Here is a 21,570-nt window from a genome sequence, read left to right as displayed (position 1 = left end):
AGGGCATCGCGCAGGCCCGTTCCAATGCAGCTCATGCACAGGGTTATCCACAGAATCTGTGGGTAACGTGGCTGTCATGAAATCCGGCCCGAAGGTGTCCCGCGATGGCGGCAAGTGCGCGCAGGGGAAAGGGCACGTGCGGTGGCGTCACGGTAGGGGAACGAGCCGTGCCGGTCTCAGCGGCGGGAGACTTCCGCCAGCCGCACGAAGTCGGCCACGCTCAGTTGCTCGGCGCGTGCGCCCGGATCGATGCCGGCGGCGGCGAAGGCCGCGGCATCGATATGCCCGCGCAGGGCATTGGCGATGGTTTTCCGACGGGCGGAAAAGGCCAGCCGTACGACATCGGACAGCCACTGCTCGAAGGCCGCGTCCAGCGTATGCCCGTGGGGGACGAGTTCGACCACGCTGGAATCGACCTTGGGCGGCGGTCGGAAACTCTCGGGGCCGATGTCGAGGATCGTGCGCACCGAACATCGGCGCTGCACCATGACACTCAGGCGCCCGTAGCTGTGGCTGCCTTCGCCGGCGGCCATGCGCTCCGCCACCTCGCGTTGCACCATGACCACCATGCGGGAAAAAGTCTGGGCATGGCCAAGCAGCAGCATGATCAGGGGCGTAGAGATGTTGTAGGGCAGGTTGCCGACCACTTTCCAGCCGCCCGCCACCGAGGGTAACGCAGCGAAGTCGAATTTGAGTACGTCACCGGCGTGCAGTCGGAAGTTGTCGGCCTTCTCGAAGCGGCGCGTGAGCCTGCTCACGAGGTCGCGGTCAATTTCGATCGCCAGGATGTTCGCGCCGCTCGCGACCAGTTGACCGGTCAGCACGCCCTCGCCGGGACCGATCTCGATGACGTGTTCGCCGGCGCGCGGGTCGGTGGTGCGGATGATGGTCTCGACCGCGTGGCCATCGACCAGGAAATGCTGGCCAAAACGCTTGCGCGCCGTGGCGTGCTCCGATCTATCCATGGCGCTTCCGAGCACTGGCGAGGGCCGTCGCGACTTCGATTGCCGCCTCGAGACTGCCGGCGCGGCCGTTGCCCTTGCCCGCCAATGCCAGGGCGGTGCCGTGGTCGACGGAAGTCCGCACGATGGGCAGGCCGAAGGTGACGTTGACCGATTCGCCGAAGCCGACCGCCTTGAGCGCGGCAAGGCCCTGGTCGTGGTACATGGCAACGATCGCGTCATAGCCGCGGCGTTGGTCCAGCGTAAAGGCGGTATCCGCCGGCAACGGTCCGTCGACCGACCATCCGCGAGCGCGCATCGCCGCGACCGCCGGCCGAATCTCGTCATCGTCCTCGCAGCCCAGATGGCGATTTTCGCCGGCATGGGGATTGAGGCCGCACACCGCGATACGCGGCGCGGCCAGACCGAACTGTTCGCGCAACTGCCGATGCACGATCTCGACCGTGGCCACGACGCGGGCTTGGGTGATGAGGTCGGGCACCTGGCGCAGCGCGACATGGGTCGTGACCAAGGCCACGCGCAATGTGCCGGCCACCAACACCATCACCGGCAACGGTGCCGCCAGGCGTTCGGCCAGATACTCGGTATGCCCCGAGAACGGCATGCCGGCTTCGTTGATGATGGATTTTTGCACCGGGCCGGTGACCATGCCGTCCAACGCGCCGGCAGCGCAGGCGTCGCAGGCGGCATCCAGGCAGTCGAGTACGTAACGCGCGTTGCGCGCGTCCAACTGGCCGGCGCGCGGAGAGGTCGCGCAGCGCAGGGGAAAGACCTGCAGTACGCCCGCCGGTACGCTTTTCAGCGCGGCCGGTTCGCGCACCTCGCGCAGTTCCACGGCGCAGCCCAACTGCGCTGCGCGTGCCGCGAGCAGTTCCGGGTCGGCGAAGCATAGGATCTGCGCGGTATGGGGAACACACGCCACCGCGAGCGCGAGATCCGGCCCGATACCGGCCGGCTCACCCGGCGTCAGCGCCAGACGTATGGGGGCGGAGCTATTTGTTGCGATAGTCGACATAGGCCTCGTCGCGCAGGCTACGCAACCAGGTTTGCTGTCTTTCCTGCATCTTCTGTTCGCGGATCGCGCGGCGCGCGCTGGCGCGCTTCACTTCCTCGGTGCCGTCGTATTCGCGCATGTCGGTGACCTGCAGGATGTGCAGGCCGAACTCGCTGCGGAACGGTTCGCTGATCACGCCTATCGGGCTCTGCTTCATCACTTCCTCGAATTCGGGGACCATCTGGCCCTTGCTCACCCAACCCAGTTCGCCGCCCTTGAGCGCCGAGCCGCGGTCGTCGGAGTTGGTGCGCGCCAGCTGCGCGAAATCGGCGCCACCTTCGAGGCGCATCTTCAATTGCAGCAGCCTATCGCGGGCCTGCTGGTTGGTGACCAGCGCGTTGGGCTTGATCAGGATGTGCCGCACCTTGTGCTGCTCGACCATGATCTTTTCGCCGCTGCGTTTGTCCATCAATTTGACGATGTGGTAACCGCTGGGGCTGGTGATGATGCCGCTGTTCTCGCCAACCTTCATGTTGCTGACGGCGTCGGCGAACAAGGAGGGAATTTCCGCGCCTTTGCGCCAACCGAGATCGCCTTTTTCCAGGGCCTGCTGACCGTCCGAGACGCGCAAGGCCACATCGCCGAAGTCCTCGCCCGCGTCGATGCGTCGCAGCGCGTCGTCGGCCTTGTCGCGCGCGGCTTTCAATTCCGCCTCGCTGGCGCCGCTCGGGATGGTGACGAGGATGTGAGAAAGCTTGTATTCGAGCTCCGATTCGCTCTCGGTGGCCTGGTTGCGCAGGAAGTTCTCGATTTCCTGCTCCGACACCTTGATGCGGTTTTCCACTTCCTCGTGACGCAGCTTGGCGATGACGATCTGCTGGCTGATCTGCTCGCGAAAGCGTGAGAACGAGATGCCTTCTGATTCGATGATCTTCTCGAACTGCGGCAATTCGAGCTTGTTGCGCTTGGCGATGTCGGCGACCGCCCGGTTGAGTTCCTTCTCGCTGACCTTGATGCCCGCCTGGGCGGCAACCTGGATCTGGATCTTCTCCAGCACCAGGCGTTCCAGCACCTGTCGCTCCAGCACCGTGGTCGGTGGCATTTCCGTCTGTTGCTGGCGCAGGGCATCACGCACACGTGCCGCCTGCTCATCGAGCTCGCTCTGCATGACGACGTCTTCGTCGACCACCGCGATGATGCGGTCGAGTTCGGCGGCGTGCGCCGATGCTGACAGTAGCAGCGCGGCCGCGCTCAAGACTCGTCGCAGGCGATGAAAAATGAGGGTTTCAAGCATGGGGATACACGGGTACCAGATCGGATTCGGCGACTGTCTTCAGGCCAGGACCACGGAACGGCATCGGCACTGGCAGGGACGGCGACCGCGCGGCGGGCGCAATTGTAACCCATGCATCGCCGCTTGCGGCCGCCAGGGCGCGAGGCCCGCTGCCGGCCGGCGTGGCCGCCCCCAGGCGAGCGTTATTCGAAGGGGTCTTCGTAGCCGGGGATACCCCGGTGCAGCACCGAACCGGACTTCTTGCCGATGCCGCCCAGGCCGCGGAACTGGAACTGGAGAAAGAAGCCATTATCGAACTCGCCCTCGGCGTTGCGCAGGAAGCGGCGACCGACGAAGCGCACACCCCAGCAGCAGCTTTCGTATTCCACGCCGGCCAGGGTCTCGAGCGAGCGTTGCTCCTGCACCGAGTAGTTCCAGCGACCGACCAGGGCGATGTTGTCGGTGACCGGCAAGCGCATGGAGAAATCGGTCTGCTGAATGTCACTGATGGCTCGGCGAAAGCGATAGCTGAAATTCAATACCGTATCGAGGTCGGGACGATAGCGCAGCGTGGCCGCGGCAAGCTCGGTGCGTGAGTCGTGGGGATCCCACTGCAGCACGCCGCGCGCGGTCCAGTCCTCGATGACATTGGTCGCGACCTCGGAGATCAGCTCCGACGTACCCGCGGTCTGCGGGCCCTCGTTGGCGAGTTCGACTTCGCGGTCGCGAAAGTAATAAATCTGACCGACGCTGACGCGATAGGTTTCGCGCCCGCTCTCGACATCGATCATGCGCGAGGTGATGGCCGTCGCGATCTGATTGGCATCCGACACGCGGTCCTGGCCGGTGAAGCGGTTGTCGCGAAACAGGTTGCGGAACGACACGCTGTAGTTGCCGCTGTCGAAGCGCGGGATGTCATCCTGCTGGACTTTGGGCACCAGCAGGTAATACACGCGCGGCTCGAAGGTCTGGATGTGTTCGCCCTCGAAGAAATTCAGACGGCGCTCGAAGTAGACATTCGAATCGACGCTGAAGATCGGCACGGTGCGCGACAGGCGATCGTCGAAGCGCTGACGCGGGTCGTCGAGAAAATACTCGGAGCGCATGACCGCGATCTTGGGCGTGACGTTCATATACGGACGCACGAACGGATAGGACAGTGCCGGCGTCACGTCGACGCGACCACCGGTGACGCTCGCATCGCGGTCGAAATAGGAGGTATCGGCCTTGAGCTGAGGCAGGAAGCCGAAATAGGTGCTGGGCGTGCGGCCGTCGAAGATCACCTGCGGCAGGCGGCGGTAAGGGCCGCTGCCGGGCGTCAGCGTGTTGTCGATGGTCTGGTAGCTCTGTACCACGCCCCGCACTCGGTAGTTGCCGCCGTTGTAGAAGAAATCGGCGCGGCGGTCGAGGAAGCGCTGACTGGTGGCCGCGATGCTGCTGCCGAAGTCCTCGAAATACTGGTCGTCCGACACGTTGTTGAAAATCATGCGCAGACGACCGCGGTCGTTGAGCATCTTCTGGCGGTGCCTGAAGGAAATCAGGGAGCGCGATTCGTCGTCTTTGAGCCTGTCGCTCGGCAGGTATTCGACGTCGAACTGGCCATCGTACAGCGCGCCCATGTAGCGATACTGGCCGTTGAGCATCACGCCGCGGTCGGTCAGGCCACGCGGCGTGAGCGTGGCGTCCTGGTTGGGAGCGATGTCCCAGTAATAGGGCAACTGCACGTCGAAGCCCGATTGGTTGGTATTGCCGAACGTCGGCGACAGGAAGCCGGACTTGCGCTTGTCGCTGATCGGAAAATTCACGTAGGGAAAATAGAACACCGGCATGTCGTAGACGCGCAGGATGGCGTTGCGCGCCGAGCCGCGCTCGGATTCGTGATCGAGCCGGATACGCGAGGCCGACACGCGCCACGCTTCGTCGGACAACGGGCAGGTCGAGTAGTCGACGCCCTTCAGGATCGTAACCTTGCTGTCCATATCGTTGCGCATGCTGCGCGCGTGGCCGCGGCCATGGCCGTCATGCACCCAGTAGTCGCCGTCGCGCAGGCGGGACACGCGGCTGGCGGCGTCGTACGAGGCTTCGGCCCCGGCCCACACCATGGTGCTGTCCCACAGGCGCGCGCGTCCCTCGGCGGCGAAGGTGTCGCGCTGGCGGTCGTAGGTGACGATGTCGGCGCTAAGCGCCTGGCCCGCCCGTATGACCTCGACATCGCCGGAAAACTGGCTCAGGCCGTCCTTCAACATGCGTACCGCGTCGGCGCGCACTTCGGTGGTTTCGGTGTCGGTGTTCGAAGCGCCATAGGGCGGCGCGACCGGCACCATGGTGGCCGGCGGGCACAGGCGCCATTTGTAGTCGTCGCTGCGCTTTTCGAGGATCGCGGCGCGAGCGTGGCCGCACCAGGCGAGCGTGAGGGCTGCCACCAGGACGAGCGAAACCACGGGCGCGGCCGCAGCCTGCGCACGCGAGGAGATTATTTTTATCATTTAACGCAGTGACGCGTAGGGTGACTCAGCGTAGGGCTAAAGTTCGCACAGATTCCCGACGGCAGCAACACGCACCGCTACGGGTCGTGGTGCAGGACCGAAGTCAGTGCGTTCCCTTGGGGGCGGGAGACGAGGCGGCCTGGATACCCGCGTCCAGGCGCGACAGCGCGGCGAGGCCATCGTCGGCCTGCAGCACGGCGACCTTGGTGGCGGCCGGCAGCGGCAGCAACTCGGCCAAGCGATACGCCACCCACAGTGCGCTCTTCAGCTGCAACTCGCGATACGGCAGGTGTTCGGCATTGGCGGTGAAGATGTCCTCGAGCAGGCTTGCCAGGTAGGCGAGGTCGCGCGGTACGTCATGATCGGCGGCGGGCGGCACCGTCACCACCTCCGCGACCGTCAGCTGGTCGGCCTGCACCGCATGCTGCTCGACGCGGAAGCGCTCGCTGCCGCGCACGCTGACATGCAGCAGGCCGTCGGCGCCCTTGTCGAACGATTCGATGGCCGCCAGCGTGCCAAAGGGAAAGAAATCGGCCGGTGCGCCGACCTCGCGACCCAGGCGGATGGGCACGATGCCGAAAGGGCGGCCAAGGCGCAGCGAGGTGCTGATCATGTCGAGGTAACGCGCCTCGAAGATCCGGAGCGGCAACAGGCTGCCCGGGAAGAGCACCGTCTGCAGCGGAAACAGCGGCACGCCACCGAGAGCGGAAGGCGTGTCGTTCATGGCCGCGCTGCCAGTGCTTCGAGCAGGCGCGCGTGGACGTTGTCGAAGCCGCCATTGCTCATGACCAGCAAGGCGTCACCGGCTTGCGCCCACTGCGCCACCGTCGCCACCAGTTCGCCGCTGTCGTGGAATACCTGGTGGCCGGCGAGCGGCGCGAAGGCGGCGTCGATGTCCCACGGCAGATCGAGCGGCGCGAGCAGGGCGCTGCGCTCGGCGCCGGCAAAGGCGCCTGCCAGGGTGTCGCGGTGCACGCCCATGCGCATGGTGTTGGAGCGCATTTCACTGACCGCGATGATGCGTCCCGGTGGCGCGACCCGGCTGCGCAGCGCGGCGATGGTCGCGGCAATCGCGGTTGGATGGTGGGCAAAATCATCGTAGACACTGACGCCGCGCACGGTGCCGCGCAACTCGAGGCGGCGCTTGACGTTGGCGAAGCCGGTCAGGGCCTCGAGCGCGCGCGCCGGTGCGAGGCCGACGTCGGCGACGGCCGCCACCGCCGCCGCGACGTTGTGGGCGTTATGCGCGCCGAGCAGCGGGCTCGTGCCCCGCGCTTGTTCGCCATTCGGCGCGTCGATGGTCAGTTCGCCGCTGCCGCCCTCATAGCTGTAGCGCCAGGCCGCGTCCGCGCCCGTGCCGAAGCGCGTGACGCGTGACCACACGCCCATGGCCAGCAGCGCGTCGATAGCTTCGTCGGGCGTCGGGCACACGATCAGCGCCTCGCGCGGCAGCGTGCGGACCAGGTGATGGAACTGCCGCTTGATGGCGTCGAGGTCGGCAAAGATGTCGGCGTGATCGAATTCGAGGTTGTTGATCAAAAGCGTGCTCGGCGCGTAGTGCACGAACTTCGAACGCTTGTCGAAAAAGGCGGTGTCGTACTCGTCCGCTTCGACCACGAACACGCGGCCGCGGCCGAGACGCGCCGACACGCCGAAGTTCTCCACCACGCCACCGACCAGGAAGCCCGGCTCCAGGCCACCGTGCTCCAGCATCCAGGTCACGATACTGGTGACGGTGGTCTTGCCGTGCGTACCGGCGACCGCGATCACGTGACGATGACGCAGGATCTCGTCGTGCAGCCAGGCCGGGCCCGAGGTGTAGGGCAGGCGACTGCTCAAGACGTGTTCGACGCTCGGATTCCCGCGCGACAAGGCATTGCCGATGATGACCAGGTCCGGCGCCGGTTGCAGCGCGGCGGCGTCGTAGCCATTGAAGACTTCCACGCCCAGGGCCGCCAGCTGATCGCTCATGGGCGGATAGAGATTGGCGTCGGCGCCGGTCACACGGTGGCCCAACTCCACCGCCAGTCGCGCCACCCCCGCCATGAAGGTGCCGCCAATGCCAAGGATGTGTAGGTGCATGTCGCGAGTCGTCCGTCAGGCCGGTGCCGTACCGAGCAGCGCGTCGGCGAGCATGAAGACCTTGTTCAACAGCAGAGCGTAACCGAAAGCAATGAGCAGACCGGCCAGGAACCAGGTGCCGAGGGCGTGGCGCAGGATGTGCGCGATGACCAGCAGGTTGAGCAGGAAATTGACACGCAGCAGCGCCAGGCCAAGGTCCGCCGGCAGTACCGGCGCCAGCAACATGGTGGTGAGCGCGATCGCACCGAGCAGCGTGCCACAGCCCATGAGGGCCGTCACGGTCTGCGTCCAGCGCCGTCCATAGGAAAGCAGGAACAGCAGGATGAAGGTCACTGCATACAGCACAGCGGTTTCGAGCACGGCCTTGAACAGCGACTGGCCGAACGACGATTCCAGTCCGTAGATGATCACCGACAGCAACATGTTGCCGGCGGTGGTCACCGCCAGCAGCGTGGTGGAACGGGGCAGGTCCTGGGGCGCGATGTGGAAAATGCAGATGCCGCCGAATGCCCGCAGCAGCGCCCACAGTGCGTTCAACATGGTCGGGTGGCGTTCCGGCAGGCACGCCGCGTCGTGCACATGGCGAACAATTCGATGCGCGGCCGACTCAAGCCGCGGACGCGTCTTCCTTGGCGGCGAGCGGCGCCCCCGTGCCGTAACGCGCATCGACGTAGGAATTGAGAATGGCCTTGAATTCGTTGGCGATGTTGTCGCCGCGCAGCGTGGTGTACTTCTCGCCGTCCACGAATACCGGCGCCGATGGCGCTTCGCCGGTGCCGGGCAGGCTGATGCCGATATCGGCGTGCTTGCTCTCGCCGGGGCCGTTGACCACGCAACCCATCACCGCCAGCGTCATTGATTCCACGCCGGGATAGGTCTTGCTCCAGGCCGGCATCTGCGTGCGCACATAGGCCTGGATGTCGCCGGCCAGTTCCTGGAACACCGTGCTGGTGGTGCGGCCGCAGCCGGGGCAGGCCGTCACCAGCGGCGTGAACGAGCGCATGCCCATGGTCTGCAGCAGTTCCTGCGCGACGATGACTTCCTTGGTGCGATCGCCGCCCGGTTCGGGCGTGAGCGATACGCGGATGGTGTCGCCTATGCCTCGTTGCAGAAGAATGCCCATGGCGGCGGCCGACGCCACCATGCCCTTGGAGCCCATGCCGGCCTCGGTCAGACCGAGATGCAGGGCGTAATTGCAGCGCGAGGCGAGTTCGGTGTAGACCGCGATCAAGTCCTGCACGTCACTGACCTTGCACGACAGGATGATGCGGTTGCGCGGCAGGCCGATTTCCTCGGCCTTGGCGGCGCTGTTCAAGGCCGACAGGATCAGCGCTTCGCGCGTGACGGCCTTGACGTCGCGCGGTTCGGCGAGCTTGGCGTTGTCATCCATCATCTGCGCGACCAGCGCGGGATCGAGACTGCCCCAGTTGACGCCGATGCGCACCGGCTTGTCGCGTGCGATGGCGACTTCGATCATGGTCGCGAACTGGTTGTCCTTCTTGCGCCCGAAGCCGACATTGCCGGGATTGATGCGGTACTTGGCCAGGGCCTCGGCGCAATCGGGATACTTGGTCAGCAGCAGGTGGCCGTTGTAATGGAAGTCACCGACCAGCGGCACGCGGCAACCCATGGCATCGAGCAGGTCGCGGATGCGCGCCACTTGGCGCGCGGCGTCTTCGGTATTGACCGTGATCCGCACCAGTTCCGAGCCGGCCGCCGCCAGCGCCTGCACCTGCTTGGCGGTGCCGAGTGCATCGGCCGTGTCGGTATTGGTCATGGATTGCACGACCACCGGCGCCTCGCCGCCGACGGTGATGTCGCCGATCTGCACCGGCACACTGTGATGACGCTGGTACCCGGCTTCTGAAATCATGATGAGACTCTGCTTGGTGGCGTGGATGCGAACGGCGGCGGAAATTCTACAGTAGCATGGCAAGGGTGCCAAAGCGGCGAGCGCGAGGTGGACGCATGCGAACAGGCATCGACCTGGGGGGAACTAAAATCGAAATCGCGGTGCTCGGCGACGATGACGACATCATCCTGCGCGAGCGCGTGCCCACCCCACGCCATGATTACGCCGCCATCTGCGATGCGATTGCGCGCCTGGTGCTCGATGCCGAGCGCAGTCTCGGCGCGCGCGGCACGGTGGGTGTCGCGATTCCGGGCGCGGCCTCACCGGCCAGCGGCTTGGTCAAGAATGCCAATACCGTATGCTTGATAGGGAATCCGCTCGAAGCCGATCTCGCGCGACGACTGGCGCGTCCGGTGCGACTCGAGAACGACGCCAACTGTTTCGTGGTGTCGGAAGCCGCTGATGGCGCTGCCGCCGGCGCGCACAGCGTGTTCGGCGTAATCATCGGCACCGGCTGCGGCGGCGGACTGTTCATCAACGGCGCCGCCATCCGTGGCGCCAACGGCATTGCCGGTGAGTGGGGCCACAATCCCGCGCCGTGGCCGCGGCACGGTGAGCCGCCACGGCCCTGCTATTGTGGTCGCGCGGACTGCATCGAGACCTTCCTGTCGGGACCGGGCCTGACCCATACCTACAACGTCCTGGGTCCGCGCCAGTGCGTCACCGCGCAGGCCATCGCCGACGCCGCCGCCGCGGGCGAGGTGCAGGCACGGCAGGCGCTGGAAACACATCGTGACCAACTGGCTTTCGCGCTTGGCACCATCGTCAACGTTTTCGATCCCGAGGTCATCGTGCTGGGCGGCGGCTTGTCGAACCTGCCGGACATCGCGTCCGATGTCAGCCGTCGCTTGCCGCCCTACGTGTTCGGGCCTGAATTCGAAAGTCGCGTGGTGATTGCCAGGCATGGCGACAGCAGCGGTGTACGAGGCGCGGCGTGGTTGTGGTCGAAGGCCGAGGCGGCGGTATTTCGCTGAGGCGATGCGTGCCCTCATGTGCCGTTCTTGCGCTCGCAAAACGCGTCCCGGGCATCTGTGACCGGATTCACAGCAGCCACTCCGAGCGGCTTCTAGACTCCAAAACAAGTCTCGGGTAGACCCTCAACCAGTCCCCGCTTGACGTGCTCGGTGGTCGCCCGACCTCCCTCCCCCCAAACCCCAGGGCGCACACCGAGCTTTTTTTTGCCCGGTGTTCGTGCGAGCCGTGCACGAGGCACGGGGAGGGGGCGTCAGTTGACGGCGGTTTTCTCCAGCCGGTAACCGTGCTGGTAGATCGAGGACAGCTTCCAACCGGTATCCGGCGCCAGCGCGAGCTTGGAACGGATGCGGCTGACGTGCGTATCGACGGTGCGGGTGTTGATGTCGGGATTGCGGCCCCACACGCTTTCCAGGATGTGGGCGCGTGACAGCACACGGCCGATGTTGCGGAACAGGAACACGATCAACTCGTATTCCTTCTGCGTGACTTCGATGCGCTCGCCGCCGCGCTGGATCTGGTGATTGCCAAGATCGATCAGGAAGGGGTCGTATTCGATGGTGGTCTGCGCGTCGTCGACGCTGGCGGCGCGACGCACCACGGCGGTGATGCGCGCCACCAGTTCACGCTGCTTGGCGGGTTTGACCACGTAGTCGTCCGCGCCTTCCTCGAGGGCACGCACGATGTCGTCTTCCTCGTCCTTGGCGGTGACGAATACCACCGGGATCGGCCAGTCGAAATTCTCGCGCACCCAGCGCAGCACTTCGAAACCGTCCATGTCCGGCACCATCCAGTCGAGGATCAGCGCGTCGTAGCTGTCGTGCTTGATGTTGCGCACGAAAGCCTTACCGGTATCGAAGTGTTCGCAGGTGTGACCCGCGGCCTTCAGCCATTCGGCGAACAAGGCGGCTTGGTCCTGATCATCTTCCAGCAGTGCGACCCTCACATGACTTCTCCTGGCTGTCGGTTCTGTGCGGCGGTCTGGGCGGCGCAGACTCCTTGGCGGCCGGCGCGCAGGAATCTTTATTTTTTTAGGGTCAAGAACGGTCTTATCATAGCGCCTCCGTCTGGGGCCGGGAACGGTCGGGCCGTGCCTCGCGCATGCGTCGAACCGCCCGTCACCTTCGACCCTGCCAACCGTCACGAGGCATGAATCATCATGAGCAAGATCACCAAGACCGAGCAGCAGTGGCGCGAAACGCTGTCCGCCGACGAGTTCGCCGTGTGTCGCCAGCAGGCCACCGAGCCGCCTTTCAGCGGTCGTTATTACAAGCTCAAGGATGACGGCATCTATCGCTGCGTGTGCTGTGACGCCGAACTGTTCAGTTCCGAGCACAAGTACGATTCGGGCTCGGGCTGGCCGAGTTTCTGGCAGGGTGTCGACGAGGGCCGCCTGCATCTGCACTCCGACCACAGCCACGGCATGGTGCGTACCGAAGTGACATGCGCGGCCTGCGATGCGCATTTGGGGCACGTCTTCGATGACGGTCCGCGCCCCACCTACAAGCGCTATTGCATCAATTCGGTGTCGCTGAAGTTCGACCCTAAAGCCTGAGCGTGATGGCCTGTTCGAACCATTTGAGGCGGTCGCGCAGGCCGACCACCGCGCCGACGATGATCAGCAGCGGCGACTGACAGCCGGCCGCCCGCACCAGCGCCGGCAAGCTGTCGAGCGTGCCGGTGACGACGCGCTGGGCGAGGGTCGTGCCGCGCTCCACCACCGCCGCCGGCATGGCGCTGTCCATGCCGGCGGCGACGAGACTCGCGCAGATGGCGTCGAGGTTCGACGCCCCCATGTAGAACACCAGCGTCTGGTGCGGCCGCACCAGGCCCGCCCAGTCGGGCTCGCCGCCGTCGGCGCGGTGATGGCCGGTGACGAACGCGCAGCTGTGGGCGAGATCGCGGTGGGTGAGGGGAATGCCGGCGTAGGCCGCGCAGCCCAAGGCCGCGGTGATGCCGGGCACCACCTGGAAGGCCACGCCGGCGGCGGCCAAGTCCTCGATCTCCTCGCCGCCGCGCCCGAACACGAACGGGTCGCCGCCCTTGAGGCGCGCGGCACGCTTGCCGGCCTTGGCCAGGCGCACCAGCAGCTGGTTGATTTCCGCTTGCGGCATCGCGTGCCGATCGCGCGACTTGCCGACATAGATGCGCTCGGCGTCGCGTCGGCACAGGTCGACAATGGTGTCGCCGATCAGGCGGTCGTAGACCACCACGTCGGCGTTCTGCATGAGGCGCAGGGCGCGAAACGTCAGCAGGTCGGGGTCGCCGGGACCGGTGCCGATGAGGTACACCTCGCCCTCGGGCGGGCGCTCGGTATCGACCGCGGCCAGTCCGCGCTCGATGCTGGCCAGCGCCTCGGCGCGCCGTCCGGCGAAGATCATTTCGGCGGCGGGGCCATCGAGCGTGCGCTCCCAGAAGCGCCGGCGCGCCACGCCGTCGGGCACGGCGCTGCGCACCCGTTCGCGCAGGCTGCCGAGCAGGCTCGCGAGTTCGCCGTAGGCTTGCGGAATCAGCGATTCGAGCTTGGCGCGCAGCATGCGCGCCAGCACCGGTGCATTGCCGCCGGTGCCGATGGCAATCACCACCGGCGAGCGGTCGACGATGGAAGGCATCACCACGTTGCCGACCTCGGGCTGATCGACCACGTTGACCGGCACGTTCAGACGGCGCGCCGCGGCCGCCACCTGCTCGTTGACGCCGGGCGCATCGGTCGCGGCAATCACCAGCGCCGCGCCGTCGACGTCGGCATCCACGAAGGCCCGCTGGCGGGTGGTGATGTGTCCGGCCGCGGCGAGGCGCAACAGCTCATCGCTCAAGGTCGGCGCCACCACCTCGACCCGGGCGCCGGCACGCAGCAGCAGGGCGAGTTTACGTTCGGCGATATGGCCGCCGCCCACCACCACGCAGCGACGCTCGCGCAGGGTCAGAAAAACGGGCAGGAAATCCATCGCGATTCGAAGCGGGCCAGCCGAACGTCAGGTCGTGGCAGTATAACAGCGCGGTGCCGACCCCGTTCGCGAGCGCAGGCCCCGGGCAGCAATCCACGAGAGTGTTCCATGAGTACAGAGCGACGCCGTTACTTTCGCATCGACGACAGCGCCTTGATCAAATACCGCGGCCTCGCCGAGCCGGAACTCGACGGCGCGCGCGCCGAACTTGCCGCGCATCAGCTCGAGGCGGACAACCTGCGCACCGCCCTCGAACCCCTGGACGCGCGCCTCGCCGAGATGATGCCGGCGCTGCGGCGCGAAAGTCGCGCGCTGGCCGAGGCCATCGACATCCTCAATCGCAAACTGGGCTTGCTGGCCGCCGCCACGACCCTCGCACCGGGGGCGGGCGTCGGCGAGGCCGGCGACGAGCATCAGCCGCGCGCGGTGAACCTGAGCGGTGGCGGTCTGGCCTTGCGCGCCGCCGAGGCGATGGCGGCCGGCACTCGACTGCTCATCGACCTCGTGCTGTTGCCGGCCAATCACGCCCTGCGCGCCATCGGGCGCGTGACCGACGTTCGCCGGCGCGGCGAGCAATACGAGATTGGTATCGAGTTCGAGTCCCTGCGCGAAGCGGACCGCGACGCCCTGACCAGCCATGTGCTGCGCAAACAGGCGCAACGCCTGCGCGACGAGCGTGACGGCCACAAGGGCCGCTAGCAGCGCTCAGGCGCGCGGCAGCGTCACGCCCAGCTGACCCTGGTACTTGCCGCCGCGATCGCGGTAGGACACTTCGCAGGGTTCATCCGACTGCAGGAAGATGACCTGCGCCACGCCTTCGTTGGCGTAGATCTTGGCGGGCAGCGGCGTGGTGTTGGAGAACTCCAGCGTCACATGCCCTTCCCATTCCGGTTCCAGCGGCGTGACGTTGACGATGATGCCGCAGCGCGCGTAAGTCGACTTGCCGAGGCAGATGGTGAGGATGTCGCGCGGTATGCGGAAATACTCGACGGTGCGCGCCAGGGCGAAAGAGTTGGGCGGGATCACGCACACGTCGCTGTGCACATCGACGAAGCTCGCCGAATCGAAATTCTTCGGATCGACGATGGTGGCGTTGATGTTGGTGAAGATCTTGAACTCGGGCGCGCAGCGCAGATCGTAGCCATAGCTCGAAGTGCCGAAGGAAATCACCTTGTGCCCTGCGACTTCCCTGACCTGGTTGGGCTCGAACGGCTCAATCAATCCATGAGAAGCCGCCATGCGCCTGATCCAGGCATCCGATTTGACCGGCATAGCCGTTGGTCTCCGCTCGCGCTTCGCGCTGTTCTAAGTGTTTTGAATGACGATCTTGGGGAATTTCGCCGAGAAGTCGCGCGCCCGTAGCGCCAGCTTGGCGGCCACGCGCCGCGCTATTTCGCGATACATGCCGGCGACCTGCGAGTCCGGCGCGATGGCGACCGTCGGGCGGCCATTGTCCACGCCTTCACGGATGGCGATGTCGAGCGGCAGGGACCCGATCAGGTCTACCCCGTACTGTGTCGCCATCGATTGGCCGCCGCCGGTACCGAAGATGTGCTCGGCGTGGCCGCAGTTGCTGCAGATGTGCACGCTCATGTTCTCGACGATGCCGAGCACCGGCACGTTGACCTTTTCGAACATCTTGAGCGCCTTGCGCGCGTCGAGCAGGGCGATGTCCTGCGGGGTGGTCACGATCACGGCGCCCGATACCGGGATCTTCTGGCACAGGGTCAGCTGGATGTCGCCCGTGCCGGGCGGCAGGTCGATGACCAGGTAATCGAGGTCGTGCCAATTGGTGTCGGAAAGCAGTTGTTCCAGCGCGCCGGTCACCATCGGACCGCGCCAGATCATGGGCGTGTCTTCTTCGATGAGGTTGCCGATGGAAATCGTCTGCAGGCCGTAGCTGACGCGCGGCTCCATGGACTTGCCGTCGCGGCTCTCGGGACGCCCGCCGCTGGCCAGCATGCGCGTCTGGCTGGGGCCGTAGATGTCGGCGTCGAGCACGCCGACCTTGCCGCCTTCCTGCTGCAGGGCCAGCGCCAGGTTGGCGGCGGTGGTGGACTTGCCGACGCCGCCCTTGCCCGAGGCGATGGCAATGATGTTGCGGACCTGGGGCAGCGGCTTGGTGCCTTTCTGCACTTCGCGCGCGACGATTTTCGCGCTGATGTCGAAATCCGCCGCGAGGCCGGCCTTGTCCAGCACACCGCGCAGGCGCTGCTCCAGTTCGGCCGCGTAGCGCGCGACCGGGAAGCCGAGTTCCAGCTTGACCCGCGGCGGCGAGACGGCGGTGTCGATGGCGACCACGGCGCCGGCTTTCACCAGGTCCTGGCCGAGATAAGGGTCGATGTCGGTGCCGAGGGCGGCGCGTATGGTTTCTTCTGTGTGATTCATGGCGGTGACTTTCGCGAGAGGGCCGCATTCTATACCAGCAATGGCCGTGCCCGTCGTCGAACCCTATAATTCCCGGCTCATTTCCCTGCGAACCGAGAGGCTATGACCGCCACACGCCAGATCCTGGTCACCAGTGCCCTGCCTTATGCCAATGGACCCATCCACATCGGGCACCTGGTCGAATACATCCAGACCGACATCTGGGTGCGCTTTCAGAAACTGCGCGGCCATGAATGTCATTACGTGTGCGCCGACGATGCCCACGGCACGCCCATCATGCTGCGCGCCGAGCAGGAGGGCATCAGCCCTGAACAATTGATTGCCCGCATCGGCGCGGCGCACCAGCGCGACTTCGCCGATTTCGGCATCGCCTTCGACAACTACTACTCGACCCACTCGCCGGAAAACCGCGCTATCGCCGAGACCATCTACACGCGACTGCGCGACGGTGGCTACATCGCCAAGCGCGCCATCCGCCAGGCCTTCGACCCGGTCAAGCAGATGTTCCTGCCGGACCGCTTCATTCGCGGCACCTGCCCGAAGTGCAAATCGGCCGACCAGTACGGCGATTCGTGCGAAGTATGCGGCGCGACCTACGCACCGACCGATCTCATCGACGCGGTGTCGGCGCTGTCCGGCGTCACGCCCGAACTGAAGGAGTCGGAGCACCTGTTCTTCCGTCTCGGCGCGTTCGAGGACGTGCTGCGCGGCTGGCTCACCGACAACGACCTGCAGAGCGGCATCGTCAACAAGCTCAACGAGTGGTTCGAGGCGGGGCTGCAGGATTGGGACATCTCGCGCGACGCGCCCTATTTCGGCTTCGAGATCCCGGATCATCCGGGCAAGTATTTCTACGTGTGGCTGGATGCGCCCATCGGCTACTTCGCGAGCTTCAAGAATTTCTGCGCGCGCAGCGGCGTCGACTTCGAGCATTTCGTCGGCGCGGACAGCCCCACCGAGCTCTATCACTTCATCGGCAAGGACATCATGTATTTCCATACATTGTTCTGGCCGGCGATGCTGAAGGGCGCCGGCTTTCGCCTGCCCAGCAATGTGTTCGTGCACGGATTCCTGACGGTCGATGGTTTGAAGATGTCGAAGTCGCGCGGCACCTTCATCACCGCGCGCACCTATCTCGACCATCTCAACCCGGAATACCTGCGCTACTACTTCGCGGCCAAGCTCGGCTCGGCCATCGAGGACATCGACCTCAACCTCGAGGACTTCGAGGCGCGCGTCAACGCCGACCTGGTCGGCAAGATAGTCAACATCGCGAGCCGCTGCGCGGGCTTCATCACCAAGCGTTTCGACGGCCGCCTGGCCGCTAGTCTGGACGACGCCGAACTCGTGGCCGAACTCACGGCCGCGGCGGACGGCATTGCCGGCTGCTATGAGGCGCGCGAATTCAGCCGTGCGATGCGTGACATCATGGCGCTCGCCGACCGCGCCAACCAGTACATCGACCGGCGCGCGCCGTGGGTCATCGCCAAGGACAGCGCGCGCGATGCCGAACTGCAGGCGGTATGCAGCATGGGCATCTTCCTGTTCCGCATCCTGCTCATCTATCTGAAACCGGTGCTGCCCGCCACCGCGGCGCGCGCCGAAGCCTTCCTCGGCGGCGCGACGCTGACCTGGGCCGACGTCAACAGCGTGCCACTCGGCGCCAGCATCAACAAATTCGAACCGCTCATGCAGCGTGTTGAACGGGAGAAGATCAATCTCATGGTGGAAGCAAGCAAAGAAGCACAGCCGTCCAAGGCCAGCGCACCGGCCAAGAGCGAAGCGCCGGCCAAGAGCGAGGCCGCAAGCGAAGTCGGCACCATCAGCATCGAAGACTTCGCCAAGGTCGATTTGCGCATCGCGCGGGTGGTCGAGGCCAAGGCCGTCGAAGGCGCCGACAAGCTCGTGCAGCTCACGCTCGACATCGGCACCGAGCAGCGTAACGTGTTCGCCGGCATCAAGGCTGCTTATGCACCGGAAACCCTGGTCGGGCGCCACGTGGTGATGGTCGCCAACCTCGCGCCGCGCAAGATGCGTTTCGGGATCTCGGAGGGCATGGTGCTGGCCGCCGGTCCCGGTGGCTCGGACCTGTTCCTGCTGGGCGTCGACAGCGGCGCCGAGGCCGGGCAACGGGTCAAGTAGGCGCGTCCCTGTCATGCGCGGCGACGCGAGCAAGGAGGCGTCGGATCTGGTCGCCGCCCTCGATGCGCTGCTACCGCAGAGCCAGTGTCGTCGTTGCGGATACGAGGGCTGTCGCCCCTATGCCGAAGCGCTGGTGACCGATGGAGTGTCGCCGGCGCTGTGTCCGCCCGGCGGCGAGACCACGCGACAACGCCTCGCCGCTTTGCTGAAGCGCGATGATGAACATGCCGCCCTGGAGGCCGAGCCGCAACGCGTCGCCGAGATCCGCGAGATGGACTGCATCGGTTGCCGACAGTGCCTCGACGCCTGCCCGGTCGACGCCATCATCGGCGCTGCCGGCCGCATGCACACGGTCTATGCGGCCTGGTGCACAGGCTGTGCGCTGTGCGTGCCAGTCTGTCCGACGGACTGCATAGTGCTGCCGGTGCGTAGTGACGTAGCGCCCGGCGCCGCCGACAACCGTGCGCGTCACGAGCGCCGCGTGGCGCGCCTCGATGGGCGTCATGCCCTGCGCCGCGCGCCCGCCCTGGTCGAAGTCGAATCGCGAACGGAAGACCTGCGCGCGGCGGTGCAGGCCGCCGTGGCGCGCAAGCGCGGTGGCGCATGAACAAGGCCGCCAAGGCGGAATTCTTCCGACGCCTGGCGGCGCGCGATCCGGCGCCGCGCACCGAACTCGAATACCACACGCCGTTTCAACTGTTGATCGCGGTCATGCTGTCGGCGCAGGCCACCGACGTCAGCGTCAACAAGGCCACCGCCACCTTGTTCAAGGTGGCGCCCGATGCCAAGGCGATGCTGGCGCTGGGCGTGGCCGGCGTGAAAGGCCATATCCGCAACATCGGCCTGTTCAACACCAAGGCCGAGAACGTCATCAAGACCAGCCGCATCCTGCTCGATGAATACGCCGGTGAGGTGCCACGGGTGCGCGAAGCGCTGGAGGCCTTGCCGGGCGTCGGCCGCAAGACCGCCAACGTGGTGTTGAACGTTGCTTTCGGTGAGCCGACCATCGCCGTCGATACGCACATATTCCGGGTCGGCAATCGCACCCGGCTCGCGCCCGGCAAGACGCCGCTGGCGGTCGAGCAGGCGCTGCTGCGCGCGGTGCCCGCCGAGTTCCTGCTGCATGCCCATCACTGGCTGATCCTGCATGGGCGCTACGTGTGCACGGCGCGCAAACCCCTGTGCGCGCAATGCGTGGTGGCCGATCTGTGCGAATGGCGAGACAAGCGCAAATATCTCGATGCTTGAAATGGCGCAGCCCGCTGGCGCGCTGGTAGAGTGCCACCATGTTCGTTGAATCCCGAGACCAGTCCCGGCAATTCTTTTTCCAGGTGTGGGAGAAGATGGCGCGCGGCGAGGCCTTGTCACCACTCGAGGCCTTGATTGCCGAGGTCATACGCGCGCATCCCGAGTACCACGTCGTGCTGGGGCAGGGCGAGCGTGCCGTGGAGCGAGACTTCGGCGGCGGCCAGGCCAACCCGTTCCTGCACATGGGCCTGCACGTGGCCTTGATTGAACAACTGCAGACCGACCGCCCCGCCGGCATCACGGCGCTCTACAGACAGCTCGTCAGCGAAGCCGGGCACGATGTGCACGGTCTCGAACACCGCATCATGGAACAGCTCGGCGCGGTGCTGTGGGCCGCCAGCCAGCGCGGCGCCATGCCCGACGAGCAGGATTATCTCGCGCGCCTGCGCGCGCTGCGCCGATGAGCGAGCCGGCGCCGCCCCGCGCGCATGCCGCGCCGGATCTCGCGGCCGGCTTTCTCGCCGATCTCACCCAGGACTTCGCCAGCTCGCTCGACATCGACGAGACCCTCAAGAACGCCATCGATCGCTTCATGGTGCACCTCGATGCCGAGGCCGCGTCGATATTCCTGCTCGAAGACGACGATGCGAGCCTGGTGTGTCGCGAATGCGCTGGGCCGGTGGACATCCGCGGCCTGCGCCTCGCGGCGGGGCAGGGCATCGTCGGCCAGACCGTCGCCCGCATCGAGCCGCGCATCGTGCGCGACGTGGCGGACGACGCGAGTTTCGCGTCCAAGGTCGATGCCGACACCGGCTTCGCCACGCGCTCCATCCTGTGCGTGCCCTTGGCGGTACGCGGTCGCTGCCTGGGCGCGCTCGAACTGCTCAACAAGCGCGGCGGCGACGGACTGTTCGAGCGCAAGGATCTCGAACTGGCAAGCGTGGTGGCGGCCGCCGCGGCACTTGCCATACACAATGCGCGCATGGCCGCCGCGCTCATCGAGCAGGAGCGCGTGCGCAAGGAGCTCGAGCTGGCGCGGCACATCCAGGAAAGCCTGTTGCCGCCGCGCGAAGGCGCTGATTTCGCGGTGCATGGCCTGAACATTCCGGCGCGTGAAGTCTCCGGCGACTTCTACGATTTCATGACGCTGGCCGATGGGCGCGTGTACTTCGCCCTCGCCGACGTGTCGGGCAAGGGCATGAACGCCGCGCTGCTGATGGCCAAGACCACCAGCCTGCTGCGTTGCCTGGCCAAGAGCGCGCCCGGCGCCGGCGCCTTGCTGCACGAGGTCAACAACGAGATCTGCGAACGTAGCACGCTCGGCATGTTCGTGACCGTGGTGGCCGGCTTTCTCGAGCCTGGCACCGGCCGCGTGGAACTTGCCAACGCCGGCCACCATCCGGCCCTGTTACGACGCAAGGACGGCGAGGTGGCCAGCCTGCCCGCCGCCGCGCCACCGCTCGGGGTGCTGGCGGATATCGATTTCCCGGCGGATGAGTTCACGCTCGATGGCGGCGTGCTGTACATGTACAGCGACGGCATCAGCGAAAGCGTGCTTCCCGGCGGCGCCGCGCTCGGCAGCGATGGACTGACCGCCCTGTTCGACGAGGCCGGTGGCCTGTCCGCCGCGCTGCGCCTCGACGCCGTGGTGGCGGCGTGGCGCGCGGCCGGCTATCGCTCGCACGACGACGTCACGCTGATGCTGGTCGAAGTGCCCGGCGAGCGGAGCAGCGCGGCGCCCACCCTCAACTGGCGTTTCGCCGCCGATGCCGCCGAGCTCAAGCCAATGCGCGAACGCGTGCGCGAACTGGGTGTGGCCAGCGGTTGGCCGGACAAGCTCACGACCGACCTGGTGCTGGCCATCAACGAAGCGTGCATGAACATCATCGAGCACGCCTACGGCCCGCAAGCCTCGGGTGAAATCGTGCTGGAGATCCATAATAATGAAAATGAAATCGAGATCGTGCTGACCGACTTCGCCGCGCCTGTCGAGCTCGGCGCCATCCATGGGCGAGCGTTGGAAGACCTGCGCCCGGGTGGCCTGGGCACGCATTTCATCAACACCATCATGGACCGCTCGAGCTATACGCATCTCGCGACCCGTCCCGGCAACGTGCTGCGCATGAGCAAGCGCCTGGACAAGCCCGCGACGGAACGCTGACC

The 21,570-nt window shown here is 65.9% G+C and carries 20 protein-coding genes; 8 read left to right on the top strand and 12 right to left on the bottom strand.

Annotation, left to right across the window (positions count from 1 at the left end; all coding sequences use genetic code 11):
• Window positions 1-176: 176 nt before the first annotated feature.
• The 8 genes from rsmA to ispG all read right to left on the bottom strand — a co-directional run bounded on the left by rsmA (window position 177) and on the right by ispG (window position 9,670).
• Entirely contained in the window at window positions 177-965 is a 789-nt protein-coding gene (rsmA, locus tag IPM80_16395) for a 16S rRNA (adenine(1518)-N(6)/adenine(1519)-N(6))-dimethyltransferase RsmA (protein MBK8959951.1), read from the bottom strand.
• Window positions 958-1,977, bottom strand: coding sequence for a 4-hydroxythreonine-4-phosphate dehydrogenase PdxA (gene pdxA / locus IPM80_16390; protein ID MBK8959950.1), 1,020 nt, complete (start codon window positions 1,975-1,977; stop codon window positions 958-960). Before pdxA ends, rsmA begins: the two co-directional genes overlap by 8 nt.
• Window positions 1,955-3,250, bottom strand: a complete 1,296-nt coding sequence (locus tag IPM80_16385; GenBank protein MBK8959949.1) for a peptidylprolyl isomerase — start codon at window positions 3,248-3,250, stop codon at window positions 1,955-1,957. The genes pdxA and IPM80_16385 overlap by 23 nt, the downstream gene beginning before the upstream one ends.
• Before the next feature lie 182 nt (window positions 3,251-3,432).
• Entirely contained in the window at window positions 3,433-5,670 is a 2,238-nt protein-coding gene (gene lptD / locus IPM80_16380; protein MBK8959948.1) for an LPS assembly protein LptD, read from the bottom strand.
• Between the two features lie 148 nt (window positions 5,671-5,818).
• Window positions 5,819-6,439: an LON peptidase substrate-binding domain-containing protein gene (locus IPM80_16375; GenBank protein ID MBK8959947.1), complete on the bottom strand. Its 621-nt coding sequence runs from the start codon at window positions 6,437-6,439 to the stop codon at window positions 5,819-5,821.
• Window positions 6,436-7,797: a UDP-N-acetylmuramate:L-alanyl-gamma-D-glutamyl-meso-diaminopimelate ligase gene (gene mpl / locus IPM80_16370; GenBank protein ID MBK8959946.1), complete on the bottom strand. Its 1,362-nt coding sequence runs from the start codon at window positions 7,795-7,797 to the stop codon at window positions 6,436-6,438. Before mpl ends, IPM80_16375 begins: the two co-directional genes overlap by 4 nt.
• A 15-nt stretch (window positions 7,798-7,812) precedes the next feature.
• Complete coding sequence (locus tag IPM80_16365; protein ID MBK8959945.1) at window positions 7,813-8,337, bottom strand: hypothetical protein; 525 nt, start codon at window positions 8,335-8,337, stop codon at window positions 7,813-7,815.
• A 67-nt stretch (window positions 8,338-8,404) separates the two neighbouring features.
• Window positions 8,405-9,670 (bottom strand): flavodoxin-dependent (E)-4-hydroxy-3-methylbut-2-enyl-diphosphate synthase, encoded by a 1,266-nt coding sequence (ispG, locus tag IPM80_16360; protein ID MBK8959944.1) that lies wholly within the window; start codon window positions 9,668-9,670, stop codon window positions 8,405-8,407.
• A gap of 95 nt (window positions 9,671-9,765) precedes the next feature.
• On the opposite strand from ispG, the gene IPM80_16355 reads away from it, so the two are divergent.
• Window positions 9,766-10,683: an ROK family protein gene (locus IPM80_16355; protein MBK8959943.1), complete on the top strand. Its 918-nt coding sequence runs from the start codon at window positions 9,766-9,768 to the stop codon at window positions 10,681-10,683.
• Window positions 10,684-10,934: 251 nt separating this feature from the next.
• Here IPM80_16355 and IPM80_16350 read toward each other — a convergent pair whose 3' ends face one another.
• Window positions 10,935-11,615: a response regulator transcription factor gene (locus IPM80_16350; GenBank protein MBK8959942.1), complete on the bottom strand. Its 681-nt coding sequence runs from the start codon at window positions 11,613-11,615 to the stop codon at window positions 10,935-10,937.
• A 225-nt stretch (window positions 11,616-11,840) separates the two neighbouring features.
• Here IPM80_16350 and msrB point away from each other — a divergent pair, with 225 nt between their 5' ends.
• The gene (gene msrB, locus IPM80_16345) at window positions 11,841-12,236 is read left to right on the top strand and encodes a peptide-methionine (R)-S-oxide reductase MsrB (protein ID MBK8959941.1); all 396 of its coding nucleotides are present in this window, start codon (window positions 11,841-11,843) and stop codon (window positions 12,234-12,236) included.
• On the opposite strand, the gene cobA is transcribed toward msrB, so the two are convergent.
• Window positions 12,226-13,629 carry a uroporphyrinogen-III C-methyltransferase gene (gene cobA, locus IPM80_16340; GenBank protein MBK8959940.1) on the bottom strand — a complete coding sequence of 468 codons (1,404 nt, stop codon included), beginning with the start codon at window positions 13,627-13,629 and terminating at the stop codon, window positions 12,226-12,228. The two genes, msrB and cobA, sit on opposite strands and share 11 nt — an antisense overlap.
• A 108-nt stretch (window positions 13,630-13,737) precedes the next feature.
• Here cobA and IPM80_16335 point away from each other — a divergent pair, with 108 nt between their 5' ends.
• A complete protein-coding gene (locus tag IPM80_16335) occupies window positions 13,738-14,328 on the top strand; it encodes a PilZ domain-containing protein (protein ID MBK8959939.1) in 591 nt (196 codons plus the stop codon).
• 6 nt (window positions 14,329-14,334) lie between these two features.
• On the opposite strand, the gene IPM80_16330 is transcribed toward IPM80_16335, so the two are convergent.
• Together IPM80_16330 and apbC are read right to left on the bottom strand one after the other, a co-directional pair.
• Window positions 14,335-14,901: a dCTP deaminase gene (locus IPM80_16330; protein MBK8959938.1), complete on the bottom strand. Its 567-nt coding sequence runs from the start codon at window positions 14,899-14,901 to the stop codon at window positions 14,335-14,337.
• 33 nt (window positions 14,902-14,934) lie between these two features.
• Window positions 14,935-16,017, bottom strand: a complete 1,083-nt coding sequence (gene apbC, locus IPM80_16325) for an iron-sulfur cluster carrier protein ApbC (protein MBK8959937.1) — start codon at window positions 16,015-16,017, stop codon at window positions 14,935-14,937.
• 102 nt (window positions 16,018-16,119) lie between these two features.
• Between apbC and metG the strand changes: the two genes are divergently transcribed.
• From metG to IPM80_16300, 5 genes are read left to right on the top strand one after another with little or no spacing between them, the layout of a single operon-like run.
• On the top strand, window positions 16,120-18,159 hold the full coding sequence (gene metG, locus IPM80_16320) for a methionine--tRNA ligase (GenBank protein ID MBK8959936.1): 2,040 nt from the start codon (window positions 16,120-16,122) through the stop codon (window positions 18,157-18,159).
• Window positions 18,160-18,172: 13 nt separating this feature from the next.
• Window positions 18,173-18,766, top strand: a complete 594-nt coding sequence (locus tag IPM80_16315) for an RnfABCDGE type electron transport complex subunit B (GenBank protein MBK8959935.1) — start codon at window positions 18,173-18,175, stop codon at window positions 18,764-18,766.
• Window positions 18,763-19,407: an endonuclease III gene (gene nth / locus IPM80_16310; protein MBK8959934.1), complete on the top strand. Its 645-nt coding sequence runs from the start codon at window positions 18,763-18,765 to the stop codon at window positions 19,405-19,407. Before IPM80_16315 ends, nth begins: the two co-directional genes overlap by 4 nt.
• A gap of 38 nt (window positions 19,408-19,445) precedes the next feature.
• The gene (locus tag IPM80_16305) at window positions 19,446-19,871 is read left to right on the top strand and encodes a DUF1841 family protein (GenBank protein MBK8959933.1); all 426 of its coding nucleotides are present in this window, start codon (window positions 19,446-19,448) and stop codon (window positions 19,869-19,871) included.
• Window positions 19,868-21,568, top strand: a complete 1,701-nt coding sequence (locus IPM80_16300) for a SpoIIE family protein phosphatase (protein MBK8959932.1) — start codon at window positions 19,868-19,870, stop codon at window positions 21,566-21,568. The genes IPM80_16305 and IPM80_16300 overlap by 4 nt, the downstream gene beginning before the upstream one ends.
• Window positions 21,569-21,570 lie beyond the last annotated feature (2 nt).

The organism is Pseudomonadota bacterium (assembly GCA_016719885.1).
Lineage (GTDB): Bacteria > Pseudomonadota > Gammaproteobacteria.
The sequence above is the reverse complement of the archived record's forward strand: the minus strand, read 5'-3'. Positions and strand labels throughout refer to the sequence as shown.